At 44.1% G+C, this 24,946-nt stretch carries 15 protein-coding genes; 8 read left to right on the top strand and 7 right to left on the bottom strand.

Going from position 1 to position 24,946, the window contains the following annotated elements; all coding sequences use genetic code 11:
- Positions 1–144: 144 nt before the first annotated feature.
- Genes dnaA through gyrB form a run of 4 tightly spaced genes read left to right on the top strand, consistent with a single transcriptional unit; the run spans position 145 to position 6,253 of the window.
- A complete protein-coding gene (dnaA, locus tag AACX38_RS12375; RefSeq protein ID WP_099110102.1) occupies positions 145–1,533 on the top strand; it encodes a chromosomal replication initiator protein DnaA in 1,389 nt (462 codons plus the stop codon).
- A gap of 4 nt (positions 1,534–1,537) precedes the next feature.
- A complete protein-coding gene (dnaN, locus tag AACX38_RS12370; RefSeq protein WP_099120995.1) occupies positions 1,538–2,638 on the top strand; it encodes a DNA polymerase III subunit beta in 1,101 nt (366 codons plus the stop codon).
- Between the two features lie 30 nt (positions 2,639–2,668).
- Positions 2,669–3,799, top strand: coding sequence for a DNA replication/repair protein RecF (recF, locus tag AACX38_RS12365; RefSeq protein ID WP_228859435.1), 1,131 nt, complete (start codon positions 2,669–2,671; stop codon positions 3,797–3,799).
- A gap of 39 nt (positions 3,800–3,838) precedes the next feature.
- Complete coding sequence (gene gyrB, locus AACX38_RS12360) at positions 3,839–6,253, top strand: DNA topoisomerase (ATP-hydrolyzing) subunit B (protein ID WP_099120998.1); 2,415 nt, start codon at positions 3,839–3,841, stop codon at positions 6,251–6,253.
- Between the two features lie 467 nt (positions 6,254–6,720).
- Here the strand turns inward: gyrB and asd are convergent, their stop codons facing one another.
- Entirely contained in the window at positions 6,721–7,827 is a 1,107-nt protein-coding gene (asd, locus tag AACX38_RS12355; RefSeq protein ID WP_228864423.1) for an aspartate-semialdehyde dehydrogenase, read from the bottom strand.
- Positions 7,828–8,365: 538 nt separating this feature from the next.
- Between asd and AACX38_RS12350 the strand changes: the two genes are divergently transcribed.
- The 4 genes from AACX38_RS12350 to AACX38_RS12335 all read left to right on the top strand — a co-directional run bounded on the left by AACX38_RS12350 (position 8,366) and on the right by AACX38_RS12335 (position 17,281).
- Positions 8,366–9,001: an OB-fold-containig protein gene (locus AACX38_RS12350; RefSeq protein WP_228864422.1), complete on the top strand. Its 636-nt coding sequence runs from the start codon at positions 8,366–8,368 to the stop codon at positions 8,999–9,001.
- A gap of 178 nt (positions 9,002–9,179) precedes the next feature.
- Complete coding sequence (locus tag AACX38_RS12345) at positions 9,180–11,402, top strand: flotillin family protein (protein ID WP_099121075.1); 2,223 nt, start codon at positions 9,180–9,182, stop codon at positions 11,400–11,402.
- A 96-nt stretch (positions 11,403–11,498) separates the two neighbouring features.
- Entirely contained in the window at positions 11,499–16,469 is a 4,971-nt protein-coding gene (locus AACX38_RS12340; protein WP_228864420.1) for a DNA repair ATPase, read from the top strand.
- A gap of 227 nt (positions 16,470–16,696) precedes the next feature.
- The gene (locus AACX38_RS12335) at positions 16,697–17,281 is read left to right on the top strand and encodes a rhomboid family intramembrane serine protease (protein WP_099121004.1); all 585 of its coding nucleotides are present in this window, start codon (positions 16,697–16,699) and stop codon (positions 17,279–17,281) included.
- A gap of 30 nt (positions 17,282–17,311) precedes the next feature.
- Here the strand turns inward: AACX38_RS12335 and AACX38_RS12330 are convergent, their stop codons facing one another.
- From AACX38_RS12330 to AACX38_RS12305, 6 genes are all read right to left on the bottom strand, one after another.
- The gene (locus tag AACX38_RS12330; RefSeq protein ID WP_099121006.1) at positions 17,312–18,760 is read right to left on the bottom strand and encodes a flavin-containing monooxygenase; all 1,449 of its coding nucleotides are present in this window, start codon (positions 18,758–18,760) and stop codon (positions 17,312–17,314) included.
- 237 nt (positions 18,761–18,997) lie between these two features.
- On the bottom strand, positions 18,998–19,963 hold the full coding sequence (locus tag AACX38_RS12325; protein ID WP_228864419.1) for a PDR/VanB family oxidoreductase: 966 nt from the start codon (positions 19,961–19,963) through the stop codon (positions 18,998–19,000).
- Positions 19,964–19,973: 10 nt separating this feature from the next.
- On the bottom strand, positions 19,974–21,095 hold the full coding sequence (locus tag AACX38_RS12320; protein WP_228864418.1) for an aromatic ring-hydroxylating oxygenase subunit alpha: 1,122 nt from the start codon (positions 21,093–21,095) through the stop codon (positions 19,974–19,976).
- Positions 21,096–21,137: 42 nt separating this feature from the next.
- Complete coding sequence (locus AACX38_RS12315; protein WP_255705716.1) at positions 21,138–22,751, bottom strand: BCCT family transporter; 1,614 nt, start codon at positions 22,749–22,751, stop codon at positions 21,138–21,140.
- A gap of 269 nt (positions 22,752–23,020) precedes the next feature.
- Complete coding sequence (locus tag AACX38_RS12310; RefSeq protein ID WP_228864417.1) at positions 23,021–24,259, bottom strand: MFS transporter; 1,239 nt, start codon at positions 24,257–24,259, stop codon at positions 23,021–23,023.
- Between the two features lie 86 nt (positions 24,260–24,345).
- The coding region (locus AACX38_RS12305; protein ID WP_228864416.1) for a hypothetical protein at positions 24,346–24,946 on the bottom strand (601 nt) is incomplete at its 5' end.

The following is a 24,946-nucleotide window of genomic DNA, read 5'->3' as shown; positions in this document are numbered from 1 at the left end:
GCGAGTCCTCTCATCGAGAAATGTTCTTATCGGTAATATTCTTATCGAGAGCATCTTTATCGATAAAGAGTAATGCCTTGTGCCCAGTATAACGTATCTATTATTCCAGTTTCTTTTATTGGTCTTGTTTTAGGGGAGTTCGCCGTGTCACTTTCGCTTTGGCAGCAATGTCTTGCCCGATTGCAGGATGAGTTACCTGCCACAGAATTCAGTATGTGGATACGACCCCTTCAGGCAGAACTAAGTGATAACACTTTGGCTCTTTATGCACCCAACCGCTTCGTGCTGGATTGGGTCAGAGAGAAATATATAAATAATATCAATTTGTTATTAAATGATTTCTGTGGTCCTGAAGTACCGTTACTGCGTTTTGAAGTAGGTAATAAGCCTGTTTCAGCAAGCCAGTCTACATCTCAGAAAATCATTGCTGATATGCCGGTGGTTGCTGCTCCATCCAGTTTATCTGTACGCCCTAGCTGGGATAATGCAAAAGCGCAGCCTGAGTTATCTTATCGTTCGAATGTGAATCCAAAGCATACATTCGATAACTTTGTCGAAGGTAAATCCAACCAACTCGCCAGAGCCGCTGCCAGGCAAGTTGCCGATAATCCGGGCGGAGCTTATAACCCACTGTTCCTGTATGGCGGCACCGGTTTAGGTAAAACCCACCTTTTACATGCTGTCGGTAACAGCATCATGGCACGCAAAGCCAATGCAAAAGTGGTATACATGCATTCTGAACGGTTTGTTCAGGATATGGTTAAAGCTTTGCAGAACAATGCGATAGAAGAATTTAAACGCTATTATCGCTCAGTAGATGCCCTGCTTATCGATGATATTCAATTTTTCGCTAATAAAGAGCGATCCCAAGAAGAATTCTTTCATACGTTCAATGCCCTGCTGGAAGGTAATCAACAGATTATTCTGACATCAGATCGCTATCCGAAAGAGATTAATGGCGTTGAAGATCGGTTAAAATCCCGTTTTGGCTGGGGTCTGACCGTTGCCATAGAACCACCGGAGCTGGAAACCCGTGTTGCGATTCTGATGAAAAAAGCAGACGAAAACCAGATTCAGTTGCCGGGAGAAGTGGCCTTCTTTATAGCTAAACGCCTGCGATCCAACGTTCGTGAACTCGAAGGCGCTTTGAATCGGGTTATCGCCAATGCTAATTTTACTGGTCGGGCGATTACTATTGATTTTGTACGCGAAGCATTACGTGACTTATTGGCTCTACAGGAAAAACTGGTAACGATTGATAATATTCAGAAAACGGTTGCTGAATATTACAAAATCAAAGTTGCCGATCTGCTTTCCAAGCGCCGTTCACGCTCCGTTGCCCGTCCAAGACAGATGGCAATGGCGCTGGCAAAAGAGCTGACAAACCACAGCTTGCCTGAAATCGGGGATGCCTTTGGTGGTCGTGACCATACTACGGTACTTCACGCATGTCGTAAAATCGAACAGCTACGTGAAGAGAGTCATGATATCAAAGAAGATTTTTCTAACTTAATCAGAACATTGTCTTCCTAGCGCTATGAAATTTATCATTGAACGTGAGCAATTATTAAAACCCCTGCAACAGGTCAGCAGCCCTTTAGGCGGCCGCCCTACCCTTCCTATTTTAGGTAATTTATTGTTGCAGGTGACAGAAGGCTCCCTGTTACTGACAGGTACAGATTTAGAAATGGAAATGAAGGCTCGGGTGACGCTCACTCAGCCACATGAACAGGGTGCAACCACCATTCCCGCGCGTAAATTCTTTGATATCTGGCGCGGGTTGCCTGACGGTGCCGAAATCAGCGTTGAGCTGGATGGTGACCGCATTCTGGTTCGATCCGGCCGTAGCCGCTTTTCACTCTCTACTCTGCCCGCTTCCGATTTCCCCAATCTGGATGACTGGCAAAGTGAAGTTGAATTCTCACTTCCACAGGCAACACTGAAACGTCTGATTGAATCTACCCAGTTCTCAATGGCGCATCAGGATGTTCGCTATTATCTGAACGGGATGCTGTTCGAAACCGAAGGGGAAGAACTGCGCACTGTTTCCACCGATGGTCACCGTCTGGCGGTCTGCTCTATGAATATCGGCCAGAGCCTGCCTTCGCATTCAGTGATTGTTCCACGTAAAGGCGTGATTGAATTGATGCGCTTACTGGATGGCGGAGATAACCCGCTTCAATTGCAAATCGGCAGCAACAATATCCGCGCCCACGTTGGTGACTTCATATTTACATCAAAACTGGTTGACGGGCGTTTTCCTGACTACCGCCGTGTCTTGCCGAAAAATCCGGATAAGACACTGATAGCAAACTGTGACACGCTTAAGCAGGCGTTTTCACGGGCAGCGATTTTATCCAACGAAAAATTTCGGGGGGTTCGCATCTACCTGAGCGAAAATCAGCTCAGAATTACTGCCAATAACCCGGAGCAGGAAGAAGCAGAAGAGATTGTTGATGTCAGCTATCAGGGCACGGAAATGGAAATCGGCTTTAATGTCAGCTACGTACTGGATGTTCTCAATGCACTGAAATGCGAGCAGGTAAGTTTGCTGCTGACGGATGCCACATCCAGTGTAAAAATAGAGAATTCAGCCAGCCAGGCCGCGACGTATGTCGTGATGCCGATGCGCCTGTAAATAATACGCCTGTATATTAACTCATTGAACATGATTCTCTCGCGTTTATTGATCCGCGATTTTCGTAATATCGCCAATGCCGACCTGCCATTGGCGACGGGCTTTAATTTTCTGGTCGGGCCGAATGGCAGCGGAAAAACGAGCGTACTGGAATCCATTTATACATTGGGTCACGGGCGCGCTTTTCGCAGCATTCAGGCGGGAAGAGTCATCCGCCATGATAGTGAAGAGTTCATTCTTCATGGAAGACTGGAACAACAATCCCACGAGCGAACGTTATCCGTCGGGCTGAGCAAAAACCGTCAGGGTGACAGTAAAGTCAGAATAGATGGTAGTGATGGGCATAAAATTGCAGAGCTGGCGAAAATGCTGCCGATGCAGCTTATCACTCCGGAAGGTTTTACGTTGTTAAATGGCGGCCCGAAATATCGTCGCGCTTTTATCGACTGGGGTTGCTTTCATAATGAACCGCGTTTTTTTGCTGGCTGGGCCAATCTGAAAAGGTTGCTCAAACAACGGAATGCGGCATTACGGCAAGTCACCCGCTATAGCCAGATCCAGCATTGGGATCATGAGCTTGCGCCACTGGCAACTCAGATAAGCCAGTGGCGGGCTGAATATATTGCAGGTATTGCGGAAGATATTGAGAAAACCTGTAAACAGTTTTTACCTGAATTCACTCTCAATATCTCTTTTCAGCAGGGCTGGGACAAAGAGAGTGAATATGCAGAACTACTCGCGCGGCAATTTGAGCGCGATAAAGCATTAACCTATACCGCATCCGGCCCCCACAAGGCCGATCTGCGGATCAGGGCAGACGGCACATCTGTAGAGGATATGCTCTCTCGTGGTCAGCTTAAGTTACTGATGTGTGCTCTTAGGTTAGCGCAGGGTGAATATTTCACCCGACAGAGCGGGCAAAAATGCCTGTATCTGCTTGATGATTTTGCCTCTGAATTGGATGCCGGCCGTCGTAAGTTATTAGCCGAGCGTCTGAAATCTACGCAGGCTCAGGTGTTTGTCAGTGCAATTACACCCGAGCAGGTTGCAGACATGATTGACGTAAATAGCAGGATGTTTAGCGTAGAACATGGCAAAATATGCCCTATGGATTTCGAATTCAGCCAGCATAGTAAAGGTGATTCGAAAGACGAAGGGTAAGAGGTTCAACCACAGGATTAAGATAAGCGAGAAACGTTGATGTCGAATACATATGACTCCTCAAGTATCAAGGTATTAAAAGGGCTGGATGCTGTTCGTAAACGTCCAGGCATGTATATCGGCGATACCGATGATGGTACTGGCCTGCACCACATGGTCTTCGAGGTTGTTGACAACGCTATCGACGAAGCCCTCGCAGGTCATTGTGACAAAATAGTTGTTACTATCCATGCAGATAACTCTGTTTCTGTACAGGATGATGGCCGCGGTATTCCTACCGGCATACACGAAGAAGAAGGTGTTTCAGCAGCGGAAGTCATCATGACTGTGCTGCATGCGGGGGGTAAGTTCGATGACAACTCCTATAAAGTTTCCGGCGGTCTGCATGGCGTAGGGGTTTCTGTTGTTAACGCCTTATCTGAAAAACTGGAACTGACTATCCGTCGTGACGGCAAAGTGCACGAACAGACTTACCAGCATGGGGTTCCACAGTCACCACTGAAAGTAGTCGGTGATACAGAACAAACGGGAACAACCGTGCGTTTCTGGCCTAGTATGGATACGTTCAAAATTAACACCGAGTTCGAATACGATATTCTGGCAAAACGTCTGCGCGAATTGTCATTCCTGAACTCCGGTGTTTCCATCCGTTTAGTTGATAAACGTACCAATGCTGAAGATCTCTTCCATTACGAAGGCGGAATCAAAGCATTTGTTGAATACCTGAGCCGCAATAAAAACCCGATTCACCAGAATGTCTTCTATTTCTCTACCGAAAAAGACGGTATCGGTGTTGAAATTTCCATGCAATGGAATGACGGTTTTCAGGAAAATATTTACTGCTTCACCAACAACATTCCTCAGCGCGATGGGGGAACTCACTTAGTGGGCTTCCGTACCGCGATGACCCGTACCCTCAACAGTTACATGGATAAAGAGGGTTACAACAAAAAATCCAAAGTCAGCGCGACCGGTGATGATGCCCGTGAAGGCCTGATTGCCGTTATCTCCGTTAAGGTTCCGGATCCGAAGTTCTCTTCCCAGACCAAAGACAAGCTGGTTTCCTCTGAAGTGAAAACCGCCGTTGAAACGCTGATGAATGAGAAGCTGGTGGAATACCTGCTGGAAAACCCGAACGATGCCAAAACCGTTGTCGGCAAAATCATTGATGCAGCCCGTGCCCGTGAAGCAGCACGTAAAGCACGTGAGATGACCCGTCGTAAAGGTGCTCTGGATTTGGCAGGTCTTCCGGGCAAACTGGCTGACTGTCAGGAACGTGATCCGGCCCACTCTGAACTTTACTTAGTGGAGGGTGATTCTGCGGGTGGTTCTGCAAAACAGGGTCGTAACCGTAAGAATCAGGCAATCCTGCCACTGAAAGGTAAGATCCTGAACGTTGAAAAAGCGCGTTTTGACAAAATGCTCTCTTCACAGGAAGTAGCAACCCTGATTACCGCACTGGGCTGTGGTATCGGTCGTGATGAGTACAACCCGGACAAACTGCGTTATCACAGCATTATCATCATGACCGATGCCGATGTTGATGGTTCCCACATCCGTACTCTGTTGCTGACATTCTTCTATCGCCAGATGCCTGAGATCATTGAGCGTGGTTATGTCTATATTGCCCAGCCACCACTGTACAAAGTGAAGAAAGGCAAACAAGAACAATACATCAAAGATGATGATGCAATGGAAGCGTATCAGATGTCCATCGCACTGGATGGCGCATCACTGTATACCAATCCACATGCTCCGGCGCTGAAAGGTGAAGCACTGGAACAGCTGGTCACTGAATTCAATGCCGCGCAAAAAATCATCAAACGTATGGAGCGTTTGTATCCTCAGGCGTTACTGAGCAATCTGGTCTATCATCCGAAGCTGACAGAAGATACCTTAACCGATCAGACCAGAGTGGAAGAGTGGGTCAGTGCCCTGACTATTCGCCTGAATGATAAAGAGCAGCATGGCAGCACTTACAGCTATCAAATCCATGAAAACCGCGAACGTCAGGTTTATGAGCCGGTTCTGTGTATCCGTACCCACGGTGTTGATACCAACTACAATCTGGATTTCGATTTCATCCACGGTGGCGAATACCGTCGTATCAGCAAACTGGGTGAACTGATCAGCAATCTGATTGAAGAAGGTGCCTACATTGAACGTGGTGAGCGCCGTCAGCCTGTGAGCAGCTTTGAACAAGCGCTGGAGTGGCTGAGCAAAGAATCACGCCGTGGTCTTTCTATTCAGCGCTATAAAGGTCTGGGAGAAATGAACCCTGAGCAATTGTGGGAAACCACAATGAACCCTGAAACCCGCCGTATGATGCGTGTTACTGTGAAAGATGCCATTGCAACGGATCAACTGTTCACCACCCTGATGGGCGATGCGGTTGAACCTCGCCGTGCATTTATCGAAGAGAATGCGCTGAAAGCAGCGAATATTGATATTTAATATTCATCCATTAACCCAGATAACAACCGTTATCTGGGTTATATGGTATAAAAACCCCTACCAGTTTATTATTTCCAGTAAAATTAAAAAACATCAGAATAGATAAACACCTTCTCAATAAAAACAAAACTGATAATAATGGGTTTTATTTATCCACTATAAAATGAAATCATAATGGATGAAGCAATTTAAGCATTCATTGATAATTATGATATTAATTAATATTCTTCTAATTCTTATTTTTGAAAGATTTGTATTTAGTAGTCACCGCCAATATTATCATTCATCGATTCTATTGGCAGGTTACTCCAACTATCACATTGGCTATACACTTCGTCTTTCAAGTTGCCTCTTTGTTGGCTACGCTCGCTCACCCCAGTCACATAGTTATCTATGCTCCCGGGGATGAACTCCCTTGCCGCCGCGACGCATCTTGAAATTCATTGTGTATAATAATCAAATTATTTCTACAACAAAATACGCAACATACGGCGAAGTGGCTCCGCCGCTCCCCACAATAGCTGATCACCAACCGTAAAGGCTGACAGATATTCAGGCCCCATATTCAGCTTACGCAGGCGTCCCACAGGTGTATTCAAAGTCCCTGTCACCGCAGCAGGTGTTAATTCACGCATTGTTAGTTCTCGATCATTCGGAATCACGCGAACCCACTCATTATGGGAAGCCAGCAGCGTTTCAATTTCGTGGATCGGGATATCTCGTTTCAGTTTCAGGGTAAATGACTGACTATGGCAGCGCAATGCGCCAACGCGGACACACAGACCATCAACCGGAATAACATTGTTACCTGTGTTCAGGATCTTGTTGGTTTCCGCCTGCCCTTTCCACTCTTCGCGGCTCTGACCATTTTCCAGCTGCTTATCAATCCACGGGATCAAACTTCCCGCCAGTGGAACACCAAATTGATCTGTCGGTAACGTGCCACTGCGGGTAAAGTCTGTGACGCGCTTTTCAATATCCAAAATAGCAGAAGCCGGATTTTGAAGTTCCCCCGCAACCTGATTGTGCAGCATGCCCATTTGCGTCAATAGTTCGCGCATATGACGAGCACCACCGCCGGAAGCAGCCTGATAAGTTGAAACTGATGCCCACTCAATCAAGTTATTAGCAAACAAACCACCCAATGACATCAACATCAGGCTGACGGTACAGTTACCACCAACAAACGTTTTAATGCCATTATTCAGGCTGTCCTGAATGTGCTGGTGGTTAACAGGATCAAGGATAATGACAGCATCATCATTCATACGCAGTGCAGAAGCTGCATCAATCCAATACCCTTGCCAGCCCGTTGCTCTCAGTTTAGGGTAAATGTTATTGGTATAATCTCCCCCCTGACAGCTGATAATAATATCCAGTGCTTTGAGTGCTTCAATATCAGAAGCATCCTGCAATACACCTGATTTACCTGTAAATTCCGGCGCTGCTTGCCCGTGTTGGGAAGTAGTAAAGAAGACGGGGTTAATCTCATTAAAATCCCCTTCCTCGATCATCCTCTGCATCAATACTGAACCAACCATGCCACGCCAGCCGATAAAACCTACATTTTTCATCATCTTTACCCTGTCTTAAAAAAGTCGTTGTCAGCACCCCTGACATCACTAAAGCTGACAAAATATGTGAAAAGGTGCAAGTAAATTTATGCACTCCAGAGCTAACAACGTTGTGGTGTTAGCGCCCCATTTTTTCAGCTTATCTTAGTCCTTTCTCAGCTATACACTTCGTCTTTCAAGTTGCCTCTTTAGTTGGCTGCGACGCATCTTGAAATCCATTGTGTGTCGTATGTCGTATAATTAGCCACAGAAAAATAATTAATTAACTTATAATTTATATTATGAATTATATCAAATGATATTCCGCTCTGAATTTATATCTTAAATACCCTTACACTTATTTTTATTTCCATACAGAATAACAACCAATCAAGAAAATAAATTATTTTATCCTTCACTATAAAAACATAAATAAATAACAATTTTCAATTATTGCATTAGGATTCAAAAAAACCATCTCTTCCTCTATTCAGTTATTTTGAAAACTGATTTAATTGAGTATTATTAAAAATTATTATCATCCAGAGATAGCATTCCAATGGAGCTTTTTTTACAAAACTGCTTAGCTTTCCCGGTGGTTATTTTCAGCGGGCTATTACTTATTGTTTTATTTTATTGGATTTGTGCTGCTTTTGGCTTATTAGACATTGATATTCTTAATATCGATGTAGATGGTTTCGATGCCTCTGATGCTTCTGTTCTGGCTGGATGGTTAACAAAACTTGGCCTGAGCGGAATTCCCGTCACCATTATTATCACACTGATTACTCTGATCGGCTGGCCGCTGGGCTATTTCAGCGAACATTTAATGCTGCGTTTTATTGAAACTGATTTAATCCGTTACTTACTTGGTACAGTGGCGCTGTTTATCGTTGGTTTTATTGCCCTATTACTGACAACCATGCTCCTGCGCCCGTTACAACCGAAACTCGCCAAACTCAATCGTTCCAACAGTGTTGATAATTTAATCGGAAAAATAGCTGAAGTCCGCTCTCCCATTGTCACTGAACAACGGGGTGAAGCACTGATGAATAACAATGGAGCCAGCCTTATCTTGCAGATTCGTGCACCAGAAAGTGATGGCATTACCCGCGGGGATCGTGTCGTCCTTATTAGCTACGACGCCACAACGAACAGCTATACCGTCGTCAGTGAAGATGAATTCAGATTGTGACAACGTTCTTGCTACTAAACCCAGTACCGTAAATTTTGCTATCTGACATGCCTCACTCTACATTCCGGTCATGGATGAATAGCAGCTTAAACTCCGGGGAATTACGTTAACCCCGAACAGGTTTGCTCGACAATGTTTGCCCTAAAACAAAATGGAGAAACACATACACATGTCAGATATTAACTTGGCTGATTTCATGCCTTTCCTGATAATTATTGCGACAATTATTATCGTCATTCTGGGTTTCTTTGGGCTTTTCAAAGCGTTTTATATCAAAGTCCCACAAGGAACCGCCCTGATCGTTAACGATATGTCAGCTCAGCCCAAAGTGCATTTCACCGGTGCACTGGTCTATCCCGTTATTTATAAGAAAGAATTTATGCGCATCTCACTGCTGACGCTGGAAGTAGATCGTCGGGGTAAAGATGGCCTGATCTGTAAAGATAACCTGCGTGCAGACATTACGGTTGCTTTCTATCTGCGCGTCAATGAAACCACTGAAGATGTTCTGAAAGTGGCAAAATCTATCGGTGTTGAGCGCGCATCTGACCATAACGCAGTCAACGCCCTGTTTAGCGCAAAATTCTCAGAAGCCCTGAAAACGGTTGGTAAACAATTCGAACTATCAAAACTGTTTGAAGACCGCCAGAATTTCCGCGACCGTATTGTTGATGTGATCGGCAAAGATTTAAATGGTTATGCGCTGGAAGACGTTGCCATCGATTATCTGGAACAAACGCCAAAAAACTCGCTGGATCCGAACAATATTTTCGATGCCGAAGGTATCCGTAAGATCACTGAAATTACGGCAATTCATAATATAGAAACCAACCAGAAAGAGCGGGATCAGGAACTGGCTATCCAGAAGAAAAACGTGGAAACCCGCGAAGCCAGCCTTGCTTTAGAGCGCCAACAGGCTGATGCCGAAGCCCGCCAGAAACGTGAAATTGAAAGCATTCGTGCCCGTGAAACAGCCGAAACCCTGAAAGTCAAAGAAGAAGAGCGCCTGAAAGCAGAACAGGCCCGCATTCAGACCCAACAGGAAATTGAAATTCGCGAAGAGAACCGCCTGCGTGAAGTAGAGGTGGCACAACAAAACCGCGAACGGGCCGTGATCATTGAGATGGAAAAGGTCACTCGCGCACAGGAGCTGGAAATTGTCTCCCGCGAGCGTGAAGTCGAACTCCAGCGCATCGAAAAAGAGAAAGCACTGGAAGAAGAGCGCAAAAATATCTCCAACGTCATTCGTGAACGTGTCGCGGTAGAAAAAACCGTTGCGCAGGAAGAAGAACGTATTAAAGAAGTGCGCATGGTTTCTGAGGCTGATCGCAAGAAACAAATCACCATTATTGATGCTCAGGCCAAAGCAGAGCAAGAGCTGGTTCGGCAGGTGAAACAGGCCGAAGCGGATGAGAACAGTGCAAAATACAAAGCACTGGAAATCAGCACTATGGCACAGGCAGAACTCGAAGCCGCCGCTAAACAGTCTGAAGCGAAAAAACGGATGGCTGAAGGTGTTGAAGCGGAAGAAGCGGCTCTGGGTCTGGCTGAAGCCCGTATTCGTCAGGCTAAAGCTGAAGCAGAAGAGAAAGAAGGTCTGGTTCAGGCCAATATCATTGCCGAGAAATTACTGGCAGAAGCTCGTGGTACACAGGAAAAAGGTCTGGCTGAAGCGCGAGTCATGGAAGCTCAGGCTGATGCATCTGAGAAACAAGGGCTGGCAGAAGCCAAAGTTCTGGAAGAGAAACTGTCAGCTCAGGCCCGTGGTGACGAGCAACAAGCTCACGCCAAAGAGAAGCTGGGTCTGGTGGATGCCAAAGTACTGGAAGAAAAACTGACAGCACAGGCTCGCGGTGAAGGCCAGCTGGGTACAGCACAGGCTGAAGTTATCCGCCAGCGCCTGAAAGCAGAAGCTGATGGTCTGACCGATAAATTCACTGCCATGGGCAACCTTAACGATACTGCCCGTGATCACGAAGAGTTCCGTATGCGTCTTGAGAAAGACTTTGAACAGGCCATGTCTGCTATTGCCGCCAATAAAGAGATCGCCAAAGAGCAGGCAGAAGTACTGGCAGCGGCGCTCAGCAAAACCAACATTGATATCGTGGGTGGCGACGGTAGTTTCTTCAATACCTTCTCCAAAGCGCTTACTGTCGGCAAAGCCATTAATGGCGTGGTGGACAAAAGCCCATTAGTCAAATCAGCCGTCGATAAGCTGCTGACTGGTAAAGGTGATAAGGGCATTGTAGAAAAATTTGTGGAAAAAGAAGTGGGGGAGAAGAAACTTGATTTCAACTCTCTGCTGCAAAACCCGGAAGTCCAGTCTCTGGTCAATATGTTCAGTGGCAGTCAAAAAGATCAGACTCCAAAAAGCCCGAATAAAGATAATTCTGAAGAGTAATCAGTCATACCCACCGCCACGGCAACCGTGCCGGTGGGCAATCCACATGCCCTGAAACCCGAATTAATCTCATAAAAGCAAGGAAACACTTACGCCATGTCAGATAGCCAACTGAATGATAATCAAGTAAACACCCGCGAACAGGAATTGTTGGATAACGCCGTCGCTGAAGGTGGAGCCTATGATATCTTACGCAATCGTCTGTCTGAACAGGGCCAACAGCTCCACGAAAAAGTCAGCCTGCTGAATAGCCGTCGTCTGGAAGAATTTGGCAAAAACCAGACAGATATTATTGGTCGTATCCGTATCCGCACAGAAAATAATTGCGTTGCCCGGGATATTGTCCGCGTCGGTGACTGGCTGCTGCTTGGCTATAATGTTTTCCTTGGCCTGAAAAAAGAAACGCGGGTCGAAGATGTTTTCTCCCTGTACAAACTGAAAAAAGAAAATGATGAATATGATGTTGAATCCGTCCCGCTGATAGGAACGTTTCTTAATATCACCAGCTTTGTGCAGGATTTTCACGAACTCTATACCTACTATAAAAACACGCAATTACTGGAACTGGTTGAACGGGATGGCAAACTCCTTGCCAGTTTTCAGATTGGTGAGCGGATCACCGATATCCGCGTATTCCGTTGGGCAATCTCCAGCGATAAAACCGAAATCAGGTACATCGATAATCGCGGTGAACGAGATATCGCCCTGCCTCCGGCCTATGATTTTGAATGGCAGCGAACAACACGGGAAAATACCGTTCATGGTCGCTATCCACATATGAACATTCTCGATACGGTGTTTGTGGAAACGATTGGTGGCGATCTGACCATCAAATGTGAAAACAATACCGAAGATGGGCTGGGTATTTATCGGGAAGCGGTGTTGGATAAAACCCAATCACTGGATGATGCACAAATTGAATATGCTCAGACCGGCAGTCTGGTTTTGCTGAAAATTCTGCCTTATCGCGAGGATACATGGCGTTATCTGGTTTACAACACGCTGACTCAGACGGTACAACGTATTGATGCCATTGGGCTGGCTTGTATTCAGCTACCGGAAGATCACGGCATTATTTTCCCCGGCGGCTATTATCTGCAAAACGGCGAGTACAAAACTTTCGATCAGCCCATGGACGGAATGCGTTTCAGGCGGGTTCGCCGCTCCCCGAATGGCGAAGATGTTATGTATATCTTCTATGAGCCAAAACTCGGTCGGCTGGCACTGTTCAATTACAACCTGATCGAACGTAAACTGCAAAACCCGCTGTTCGGGCACGGTTATGCCATGCTGGAAGATGGTCAGATGGTGCTGTTCGAAGGCCAGTCAGATGAGCCAACACGCATCCATCCGATGCAAATCTGGCAAACCCCTTTCTATTCTGACGAATATGCCGCCCGCCAACCGGCAAAAAACAGCTTTCTGGGGCGTATCGGCAATGCGGAACTGGTGCGGGGAATTTCCGATCTTTACCATATCGCTAAGGAAATTGAACAACAGCATATTTCTTCTCAGCTTTATGAAAAACTCTGTCAGGATACCCGCCGTCTGGTGGATATCTACTATTGGTTAAGTGACGAAAAGTGGCTAAGTGACGAACAAAACCTGCATATTGCAGCACTTCTCAAAGAGATCGCCAACACCGGCGAGCGCGTATTGGATGAATACGAAAAAGTCGAAAGTATTCGTCGTCAATCCGTCCGGGCGATGAATGAGGCCACATCGCATCAAAAAGAGCTGCTGACTGCCATGCTGCCGGAAAGCTGGACTGAAACTCAGCAATATATTGATGCCTTAAACAAGCTGAGTATCCAGCGTGGCCACTTAATTACCCTGCGTGACCACCGTTATATTGACCTCGTCCGCCTTGATGAAATGGAAGCACAACTGGCTGACAGTCAACAACGTATTTCACTGGCAACCGCAGATTTCCTCGCCAGCGACAAAGCATTACTGCCTTTCAATCAACAGTTACAAATACTGGATAAGCAAATACAAGAAGCGGCCAACAGCGCCCAATTGACAGAACCATTGGCGGGCATGGAGAAAATGTCAGCCGATCTGGATATGCTATCAAACCTGATGGCCTCACTGAAATTTGAAGATACAACCCAGCAAACGCATATTATTGAATCCATCTCTGAAATTTATGCCCTGCTGAATCAGGCCAAAGCCAGACTACAACAGCGCCGCAAAGAAAAAGGCGCGGTTGAATCCGTCGCACAATTTAGTGCGCAATTTAAATTGTTCAGTCAGGGGATCACCAACGCCCTGACACTTTCCACTGACCCCGAACGCTGTGAGGAACAACTCTCACGCCTGTTAGTTCAGCTGGAAGAACTTGAAAGCCAGTTCAGTGACCACGATGAATTCCTGAATGACATTCTGGATAAACGCGAAGAGTTACTGGAAACATTTGAAACGCATAAACAATCGCTGCTGGATGAGCGCCAGCGCAAGACTCAGAATTTACAGGTTGCGGCAGAACGCTTACTGGAGAGCATCAACCGCAGAACAGCCAAATTTTCTTCTCTTGATGAACTGAACGCCTTCTTTGCTGCTGATACCCTGTCGCTGAAAGCCCGTGAAATTATCGGGCGCCTGCGTGAACTGAAAGACAGTGTTAAAGCGGATGATATTGATGCCAAATTCAGGGCCGCACGCGATCAGGCGATCCGCAGTCTGCGGGATAAAAAGGATATCTACGAAGATGGCGGCAATATTATCAAACTTGGGCCTCGTCATCGTTTCAGTGTTAATACACAGGAACTGGATCTGACCATCCTTCCACGAGGCGACAAATTATATCTGCATTTAACAGGCACAGATTATCAGGAGCCGATAAACAGCTCGGAACTTGAGTCTTTGAAACCCTACTGGGCGATTTCCCTTGAATCTGAATCACCCTCAGTCTATCGGGCAGAATACCTTGCTTATTCACTTATCTACGCAGCCAGCAAAGAGCAGGCCGGATTAACACTGGATCGGCTAAAATCCCTGATTAGCCAGCCGGATATGCTGGAAAAAACCGTGCGTGACTTTGCCGCTCCCCGTTATAAAGAAGGGTATGAAAAAGGGATTCATGATCATGATGCCATTGCCATTCTGCGCAAACTCATTCCTGTCGGGGAAAGTGCCGATCTTCTGCGTTTCAACCCCCATGCCAGAGCAATTGCCTTTCTGTTCTGGGAGCAAGTTCAGCAAGAAGAGCAACCATCTTTATGGCCGGAACGCGCACGCACCTGCACCAATATTTATCAGCTATTCCGTAATGATGCTGGCTTACGGGATCTGGAAGCTGAAATAGAAGCAGAAATAAGCCTGTTCCTTGAACGCAACCCAATCAGGTGTGAACCCTATCAGCAAACACAGGCCGCTGAATATCTGTGTCTTGCGCTGAGTCGCATGACAGTAGAATTTACTTTCAGTAAATATGCCCGAGCCTTGCTGGAAGGTCTGCAATCTGCGCTGGAAAAAGCGCATATGTGGGGTGATTTCATTCACTCACAGCAGAATCTCGGCCAGCGCTTTGCTCAACGCTGGACGCTGGTGGAGAACTGGCTGAACGGGCTTTGCTCCTTAGCCGAATTTGCACCACTAAAAGATTATATTTCGGAAGCTGTCGCCCTGACCGTACTGGATAAATCGCTGAACGCCCGCTTCAGTGAAGTTGATCTGCACTTTACTGTCACCAATTTAATTGGCGAACATCCTTCCATCATTAACCAGACGCTGACGCTCAGCCTTGATGACTATTTCTGCCGTATGAGAAAACAGCGCAAGGTATTTATCCCCGCTTATCATCATTATCAGGAATTACGTCAGGGTGTCCTGAATCAGCAGCGCCAATCCCTAAAGCTGCATGAATTCAAGGCTCGACCACTGAGCTCGTTTGTCCGCAACAAACTGATCAACGATGTTTATCTGCCATTAATCGGCGATAATCTTGCCAAACAAATGGGTGCTGTCGGAGAAGGTAAAAGAACAGACCTGATGGGAATGCTGTTGATGATCTCCCCGCCGGGCTACGGTAAAACCACCTTAATGGAATACATCGCCAACCGTCTTGGCCTGATTTTCATGAAGATTAACGCCCCCGCATTAGGGCATGATGTACTATCACTCGATCCGGCTCAGGCTCCGAATGCAACAGCCCGTCAGGAGCTGGAAAAGCTGAATCTGGCACTGGAAATGGGCAATAACGTGATGCTGTATATTGATGATATTCAGCATACCAATCCTGAATTTCTGCAAAAATTTATTTCCCTGTGTGACGGAACACGGCGTATAGAAGGTGTCTGGAAAGGCAAAACCAAAACTTACGATATGCGCGGTAAAAAATTCTGCGTCGTTATGTCCGGTAACCCCTATACCGAATCCGGTGAGCTATTCAAAATCCCTGATATGCTGGCAAACCGTGCCGATATTTATAACCTCGGTGAAGTGCTGGGAGGTATGGAAGAGGCTTTCACACTGAGCTATATCGAAAACAGCCTGACTTCAAACCCGGTATTGGCTCCACTGGCATTACGCGATATGAACGATCTTTACCTGTTTATCGATAAAGCAATGGGCAAACCCTTCTCCGGCAATGCCTTAAGTTACCCATATAGTGATGCTGAAATTACTGAAATCGTCGCGATCCTTGAAAGGCTGTTAAGCATGAGAAGTGTCGTTTTCAAAGTTAACCAGCAATATATTGCCAGTGCCGCCCAGTCAGACAAATACCGAACAGAACCACCGTTCAAACTACAGGGCAGTTACCGCAATATGAATAAACTCAGTGAAAAAGTTTCTGCGGTCATGAATGAAGCCGAAATACAGCGCATTCTGGATGATCACTATTTGGGAGAAGCACAACTACTGACCAGTGGAGCAGAAGAAAACTTACTTAAACTGGCCGAACTTCGTGGCACCCTGACACCAGAGGAAGAACTGCGCTGGCAGCAGATAAAACGTGATTTTATGCGCAATAAAACATTAGGTGGCGATAACGCCGATGTAGGCGATCGGGTTGTAGCGCAGCTTGCTGATTTGGTTGAGAGTGTTCAGGCATTAGGGAATTGATCTATAAATAAAAAAATAGAGGCACAAAAATTAGGAATGAGACACGAATGAGATATTATTAAAATAAGATTTGGTTAAAACGACCAAAATACTGTCTAACTACAAAGACACTATCTGAATTATAAAAACGAATTATTTGAGTAGGTGATACTTTTTCTTAACTCAAAAGTCATCTGGTATCAAATAATAAAATTTGATTCAGTTAATAAGATTGAGGAAACAGCATAGTGAAACTATGGTTACAAAAACGGTTTTATATTCTGATAGGGCTAACCTCACTGCTTATCCTCCTCCAATTACTTAATACCTTAACCGATGGAGCATTAAGTAATTTTGGTATTATCCCCCGATACATTCAGGGGTTGATTGGTATTCCTCTGTCTCCGTTTCTGCATGGTAGCTGGTCACATCTGTTCAGTAATCTGCCTGCTTTATTAATCCTGAGTGCATTACTGATGGCTCACTCCATCCGATATTACATTCTGGCCAGCCTGTTCATTATTTTTACGGAAGGAATGTTAGTCTGGCTATTCGGACGTAGTGCCATTCATGTTGGTGCCAGCGGCTGGATTTTTGGTCTGTGGGGTTTATTACTGGCTAATGCCTTTTTTCTCAAACGAGCCAAAGATTTCTTTTTCGCGATTGTTGTCTTTATCTACTACGGCGGAATCGCAATTAATCTGTTCCCCTGGCATGCCTACGTTTCAACAGAAAGTCATTTTTTTGGTGCTGTATCCGGGATCGCCTTCTCCTGGCTTTCGAAAAAACAGTTAATTAAAAAGCACAAAGATAACCTGATTACCCGCAGATGACAGCCCGTTACAATAACGGACTGTTGATAATTATGTCCACTCCAAAGCCGGATCATCTACTGGTTGACGTAAAACCTGTTTATCTTTTTGATAATCATGTGACACACGCCAGTTTTCGCTGCGTCCCTGACGGGGAAGAGCATCACCGCTTCGTTTTACATAACTGGATTTCAGCGCCCCGAAAATATTCTCATCCACCACAATCTCATCCGGCTGCGCATGTGGAGTCACAACCGTAGCCTGACGGCGATCCATTTCATGGAACAGACGACATATATAATCCGCTGAAAGATCAATTTTTAATGTCCAGGCATTATTAATGTACCCAAACAGATAAGCAAAATTAGGAATATCCCGAATCAATGTTCCCTTATAAAACATAAGGGTACTAGGGTCTATCGGTTGCCCATCAATGGAAACCCCAACCCCCCCCATAAGCTGTAATTGTAAACCTGTCGCTGTTACGATGATATCTGCCGGTAACTCCTTACCAGACTGCAACAAAATGCCATTCTCAGTAATATGCTTAATATGATCAGTAACAATCGATGCTTTTCCTTCTCTTATTATCTTAAAAAAATTACTATCGGGCACAAAACACAATCGTTCATCCCACGGCATGTACTCAGGCGTAAGATTTTTCATGTCAAAATCAGGGCCAACTTTCCTTTGGGCTAGTCCCAGCAAAAATGCTCTCAACATATTGGGAAAATATCGGCTTATCTTATATAGATAACTGAAAAATAATATATTACGCTCTCTGCTCAGGGCGTAAATCCAACGCTGAGGAATAATGCCTTTAAAAAATTCAGCGAATTTATCCCTGCCCGGTATTGAAAAAATATAACTGGGAGAACGCTGTAGCATAGTAATATGCTCTGTATCATTAGCCATTGCCGGTAATAAAGTTACCGCTGTCGCACCACTTCCAATCACTACAACCCGTTTCCGTTTGTAATCTAAAGTCTCAGGCCAATGTTGCGGATGAACCACCGGGCCCTTGAAATCTTCAAGTCCGGGAAGTTTGGGGGAATGAGGCTCATCATGGTTAAAGTAACCTGTCGCACCGATCAGAAAATTGCAGGTAAACTGCCGGGTTTCACCGCTGGCCTCATCAATTGCTGTAATCTCCCATTGACGGCTTTTATTTGACCAATTAATTAGGATTATTTTTATCCCAAACTGAATTTTTTTATCAATTTTATACTCTTCCATCGCTGAACGGAGATAACGTTTGATTGAAGGCCCATCAGCAAAAATACTGGTTTCTGTCCAGGGACTAAATTTATAGCCATAACTCATCATATCCGAATCAGTACGAATACCCGGATAACGGAATAAATCCCATGTTCCACCAATTGCACGACGACGCTCTAATATCCACACTTTTTTATCTGGGCATTCTCTGGCCAGATGGCATGCCATACCGATACCAGAAACACCAGCCCCCATAATCAAAACATCGTAATGATTATTCATATTCCCCCCCTATAAGGTATTTTCTGATGAGGACATTTTCCCACCATCGCAACATGTTATTTTTTATTCAATAAAACAACCATTTGTATTTATGAGGGGGGACTAACATTAATCGAGGCCGGAGGATGGATAGCATTTGTACAGCGATGATTGTGACAAAAATAAGCCAGCGCGGTGAGCAACAATGTGGAGTATAGAGCTACAGAATATTCCGCGTAGCCCTAGAAATGACTTTCATTATAAATCAATCATCAGCCGTTTACCTTTCGCTCTGGAACAGCAAATCAGCAGAGATGTCTGGCTCTCTCTTTCTTCATCACTAAAATAGTGATCACGATGATCGACCTCGCCTTCTAAAATCGCCGTTTCACAAGTTCCGCAGATCCCTTCGCGACATAAACTTTCAACCACTGCGGCGTTATTTCTTTCAATAACTTGCAGAATTGTCGATTCGCTATCAACCTCCAGTTCAATGCCTGATCTGGCAAGTACAAGGGTAAAAGCATCCCCGGTTTTATCTTCAACCGCAAACTGCTCAAAATGTAACTGATATTGAGGAAAGCCGGCTTTTTGTGCCGCTTGTTTGACACCTTCACTTAATGAATTTGAACCGCATGTATAAATGTGGCTTCCTTCAGGCAATTGAGCAATGAAAGTCTCCAGCTCAATACGGGAACCTTCAGATGAAACATGACAAACAACTTTATCTTTAAATTCAGATGCCATTAATTCCTGCCAGAATGCGTTTTCATTGGCATTCCGGTAACAATAATGAAGTTCATAATCTGCATTTTGCTGTTCCAGCTGATGCAAGTGAGACATAAATGGCGTGATCCCGATTCCACCCGCAATCAAGATATGTTTTTTAGCTTCAGGCACGATTGAGAATAAGTTATTTGGCTCAGAAACAGAGAGTTTATCCCCGACAGTGACTTTTTCATGCATAAATGCCGAACCACCGCGTGAACGCGCTTCCCGCTTAATCGCAATTTGATAACGTTGTTCATCAAAAGGAGAATTGAGCAACGAATAAGCATTACTATAATTGCAGCTACCATCCTGCATTTGCACAAAAATATGACTGCCAGCAGTAAACGAGGGTAAATGCGTGTTTTGATCAGGTATTAACGTGAAACGCTTAATGGTTGGCGTTATCGTTTCAATATCGCTGACAATAACACCAACCATTTGATAAGTAGCCATAAACTACACCTCATTCTTCATGGTAGATTTGCGCGATAAGATTATGAAAATAAGCGATACCATGCTCACTCATCCCACTTCCTGTGCTATCTGCCATGATGCGCCCCTGACCACGATAGCCACGGGATTTCAGTCCCTTTTGTACGCTTTCAACCAAACGAAGATCTTCCGGGCGAAAAACATCACGATACCATTCGATCAAATCGTTTTGCTCCTGCGTCAGATCCTCATTGGTAAAGTAAATATCGTAGTGTTGTAGCGTTGTTTCCGCATCAACCGGAAATTCATAAATAACCGTCATCATTCCTTTAATGGGCGTAACGTTGTACATAGTACAAGGCCATAACCAAAAACCATGGAATGAAGATTCACCTTCAAATTTGAAAGATTGCTCTGAGGGAACGGCATAACCAAATTGTAATGACCAGTTATCACGCATAGTATGCCAGTAGCGATCAACCTGAACAGAAGTAGAAAAACCCGGATGGGCCGGAGCACAGTGATAACATTCCAGATAGTTATCAACAATACTTTTCCAGTTAGCAGGAGTTGATGTCGTGAAACGGGCAGCCAGTTTTAAATCGTAAACTTCAGGGCAGGCTTCCAATACTTTGGCTCCTAATCCCGGCAACTGTTGTTCAACTGTACCGGCATTTACATCCATATTAATAAAGACAAAACCAGCGTATTCCTCCAGTTTAACAGGGGTCAGAGTCGCTAAGTCTTTATCAAAATTGGTCACATTTTCGCAATTACGCGCGTGTGCTAAGGTGCCATCAAGTTTAAAGGCCCAAGCATGATAAGGGCAGGTGATCACATTTTTTGCCTTACCTTCCCCTTTTAATAACTGGTGCCCACGATGAGGACAAACGTTAAAAAATGCCCGTAATACTTTGTCACGCCCACGCACGATGACAATGTTTTCACCAATAATTTCACGCGTAATGTAATCATTCGGGTTAGCCAATTCGCTGATGTGTGCAACACAGATCCAACTCTTAGCGAAAATCGCTTCTTTCTCATAATCAAATACACTCTGAGAAGTATAGAAACGGGCTGGCATGGTATAAGCTTCTGTCGGGTTTGCACAAAAATCTCTTGGCAATGTGAAATCAGGATGTTGGATGCTCATATCAATTCCTTAATCTTCTTATGACGTTCATTGACTGTTTTGTTAGTTATTGCTGTCGTGGATGAAGGTATTGTTAGTGTTTTTTACTTTTATCGGCACCGGAATAACAACATTTTCCTGCTGTTCAGATGTATCAATAAGATGGGCAGGAACATGCGCGTAATCTTGTTTTATCCAGCGAATAAAACCATAGACCTTAAATAATAGGATCACCAGAAAGGGAAGTGCAGTCAGCACTACCGTTGTTTTCATTGTTTCCAGAGAAGCCTGTGTAAACAAAATCGAAAGGGGAATGAGTGTAATCACCACGCACCAGAAAAGACGTAAATTCCGGCTGGGGTCCTGACCTTCGCTTAAATTACGGGTACTGGTTGCTGCCATCGTATAGGCCACTGCATCCATATGTGAGGCCAGAAAAATAATCATAATGCAAAGATAGGCAATAAGGAAAAACTGGCCGAATGGCAACGCATTCAATAGCTGATGAACCGCCGTTTCACCACCTAACGTATTTAATATTTCAGGGACATTAATGGCTCCGGTAATAAATTGGTGCATCGCATAGCTTTCCAGAACACCAAAGAAAAACCAACAACCAAACGTACTACCTAATAACAATGCCCAAATCACTTCCTTAATTTTTCGCCCGTGAGAAACCCTCGTCACAAACATAGCAACACCGGGGGTATATGAAATCCACCACAACCAATAGAAAACAGTCCAGCTACGGGTAAATTGGCCATCCCCCATTGGATCGGTAAACAAGCTCATTTGTAGGAAATTCTGCGTCGTCAGACCAATGGTATGAATAATATTATTAATGATAAATTCTGTCGGCCCTGCCATCAGAACCAGAAACGCAAACCCAAGTGCTCCCCAGCCCACCATCTGGCTTAATCGCCGCATACCATTATCAATACCAATATAAGAACTTAAGCTGAAAATTAATGCGGCTAATAATGTGATTCCGGCCTGAACCATAAAATTGTTCGGTATGCCGGTTAACACCGAAAGCCCACCACTTAATGTCGATGCAGTCACCACTAACGAAATCGTTAATGCGCCTACCGTCGCAATTAAGAATGTCATATCCACCAGACGACCCCAAAAACCCTGAGGATTGATTTTGATAATGGCAGAGATGATCCCTGACAGGCTCAGGCCTTTATTTTTTCTGACATGAAAATGGTAAGCCATCACCAATGAAGCCAGAGCATAAGTAGCCCAGGCACTGACTCCCCAATGGAAAAAAGAGTAGCTAATACTGTACTCGAGAGCTTTAGGTGTATGAGGAGCAATATTCAGACCGGGCGTTTTATAATAATAGGCCCACTCCATCACCCCCCAATATAACGTCGATGAACCAAGGCCTGCACAAATAAACATGCATAACCACGGTGCCGTGGCATATTTTGGCTTTCCTTCTCCAAGGCGAATATTGCCGTATTTACTCAGTGCCAGATAAAGGACAAACATCAAAGCGACAAGCACTAAAATCTGAATGGTTGACCCAAGCAAACGAGTCAGACCATTAAAAATTGCATTAGCAATAACACTTGTTTTTTCAGGAAACGCGCCGAGTGTTATTGCTATCACAATAATACAGACCAGACTGATGACAATTAACGGAATATCTTTCTTTGGGTTGCTCAGCATAAAACCTCCGCTTTACCATTTTGTATATCTCCTTATTTTTTATGGATACACAAAATTGCCTGTTATCGTTGTTATGGACAGGACAAAAGGAAAACGTGCAACTAAGTAAGAACAAAACTTATCGCTTCTTTTTGTTAACAATAAAAATATAGTGTCGCTACACTATTTAAACAATTAGCCAAACAGTAAATAGATAAAACACATATCGTAATTAATGTTTTGTGAAGCAGATTGAAAATCTAAGGTATCCGTTGGTAGCTAACGCGATACTAATCTATTGAGCTTATGGCGGTACGAAGATGAGGCAGGTAGTAACAATATATGAACGCAGCTAGCACACCGAACCCGCCAGCCATTATCAAAGTTAGGTATAGACCAAGATAAGTTGAAATAAATCCAATTCCAGAAGCACCTAATGGATAAACCCCTACACTAATCATGACAAATAAACTCATCACTCGACCTCGTTTATCATCCTCTACCAAAATCTGTAACAAACTGTTACTGGCTACTATATTGGTAATGATCCCTGCTCCCAGTATTGGCGATAAGAGCAACCCAACCCAATAAACATGAGTGCTGGATAACACTATTAACGCAATGCTGGCAGAAAGTATGGCAATGAAAATGGCTTTTTCTAGCCCCTTCGCGCTTTGGTGATAAGCTAAATAGCCCACTGCAATGATAGCTCCAAGCCCAAATCCACCGTAAATATTCCCCGCCATGATCGAATCACCATCATATAACTGGCGAATAATAGCAGGAACCAGTGTTGAAAAAGGCGCAAGAGTCAGACCACTCAAGCACAAAGTCAGTAATAAAGACCTAATAGGTACAAACAAAAACGCATACTGAATACCATCACGCAAGTTTTGCCAGAAGTTATGTTTTTCAGTAAATGGTATTTTGGGCAAAGATGACCAGCGAAGACAGGATAATGAGAACATAATCATCAGAAAACTGAAAGCATTAAGGATAAAGCAGGCAGATTCAGAAACATTAGCAAGTAAATACCCCCCGATTGCCGGGCCAATGATGCGAGATAAATTGAATGAAAGTGAATTAAGAGCGACAGCATTAGATAATAACTCTTTTTCATTAACTAACTCAGCGACTAATGTCTGACGTAATGGCATATCAAAAGCAGCAACAACTGACATAATTAAGGAAAGTGTAATCAAATGCCAAAATTGTATACTTCCTGTCGCAGAAAGCACAGCAAGTACCAATGCTTCTAAAAGAAACAGTGCCTGAGTATAATAAATAAGTTTGTGCTTATTCAGTTTATCGATCCATACACCGGCAAATGGCGCAAGAATTAAGACGCCAATATTGTTACAGAGGCTGAGTAAGCCAAGAGCTCCCGCTGATTCAGTTAATCGATAGGCAACCCAGCCAATGGCTATTTGTTGCACCCAATTTCCTATTTGCGAAGCACTCATACCTAACCAATAAATTCTAAAATTACGGCTTTTCAGGGCTCGGAAGATATTATTACGCAATTGCATAAGTTTCCTATATTTAATTTAAATCAACTATATTTTCCCTGAATCTGACTCATTTCATTACAGTGTTTATTACACTAAAAGTAAATTTAAAATTGGATAATATTACAAAATTTACTCTTATTTTTCCGTAATATATCGTTTTTTTTCATCACACCAATAATGCGGGAAGTGACTTCATAGTACTGCTGTTCTGCCTGCTCTGACCAGCCATAATAAGGTCTTTCAAATTCAATAATCAGAGTGCTTGGTAAAAGATTCGTAAGGTCTTTATTCTTTGATATATCTATAACGCGATTTATTTTATCAACAGTAATTCTTAGTGAAGAACCTTGCTGATGGTTATCAATCGTGTGAAGTTCCTCAAATAAAGTATATTTGGATCTCTGTTTATCAATCACAAATGAACTTTCCACTTTAAAATTTTTATAAATGATATTTTTTATTCTCTCATAAAGTTCATTGACAACTTTATCTTCTAGGAAAATAAAGACAATCACTTCCCTGATTAAATTATCATTAATAATATTATCAGGAAGCTTAACTATCATAAATATTCTATTTTCCTCCTCATTATTAATGTATCGACGTAACCTGATGCTTTCTATTTTTTGATCAAAAAACTCAGGAATATAAAAATATTCATCCAGAACATGATCAACTGACATTCTTAAATAATCCACATTACTT

Source organism: Xenorhabdus sp. PB30.3 (assembly GCF_963895965.1).
GTDB lineage: Bacteria > Pseudomonadota > Gammaproteobacteria > Enterobacterales > Enterobacteriaceae > Xenorhabdus > Xenorhabdus stockiae.
Note: the sequence above shows the minus strand (reverse complement) of the source record. Positions and strands in the feature narration are given on the sequence as shown.

What these genes read in the sequence shown, in the direction of transcription:
- dnaN (WP_099120995.1), top strand. Translation starts at nt 1,538, where the DNA reads ATGAAATTTATCATTGAACGTGAGCAATTATTAAAACCCCTGCAACAG.
- recF (WP_228859435.1), top strand. Translation starts at nt 2,669, where the DNA reads ATGATTCTCTCGCGTTTATTGATCCGCGATTTTCGTAATATCGCCAAT.
- gyrB (WP_099120998.1), top strand. Translation starts at nt 3,839, where the DNA reads ATGTCGAATACATATGACTCCTCAAGTATCAAGGTATTAAAAGGGCTG.
- asd (WP_228864423.1), bottom strand. Translation starts at nt 7,827, where the DNA reads ATGAAAAATGTAGGTTTTATCGGCTGGCGTGGCATGGTTGGTTCAGTA.
- AACX38_RS12350 (WP_228864422.1), top strand. Translation starts at nt 8,366, where the DNA reads ATGGAGCTTTTTTTACAAAACTGCTTAGCTTTCCCGGTGGTTATTTTC.
- AACX38_RS12340 (WP_228864420.1), top strand. Translation starts at nt 11,499, where the DNA reads ATGTCAGATAGCCAACTGAATGATAATCAAGTAAACACCCGCGAACAG.
- AACX38_RS12330 (WP_099121006.1), bottom strand. Translation starts at nt 18,760, where the DNA reads ATGAATAATCATTACGATGTTTTGATTATGGGGGCTGGTGTTTCTGGT.
- AACX38_RS12325 (WP_228864419.1), bottom strand. Translation starts at nt 19,963, where the DNA reads ATGGCTACTTATCAAATGGTTGGTGTTATTGTCAGCGATATTGAAACG.
- AACX38_RS12320 (WP_228864418.1), bottom strand. Translation starts at nt 21,095, where the DNA reads ATGAGCATCCAACATCCTGATTTCACATTGCCAAGAGATTTTTGTGCA.
- AACX38_RS12315 (WP_255705716.1), bottom strand. Translation starts at nt 22,751, where the DNA reads ATGCTGAGCAACCCAAAGAAAGATATTCCGTTAATTGTCATCAGTCTG.
- AACX38_RS12310 (WP_228864417.1), bottom strand. Translation starts at nt 24,259, where the DNA reads ATGCAATTGCGTAATAATATCTTCCGAGCCCTGAAAAGCCGTAATTTT.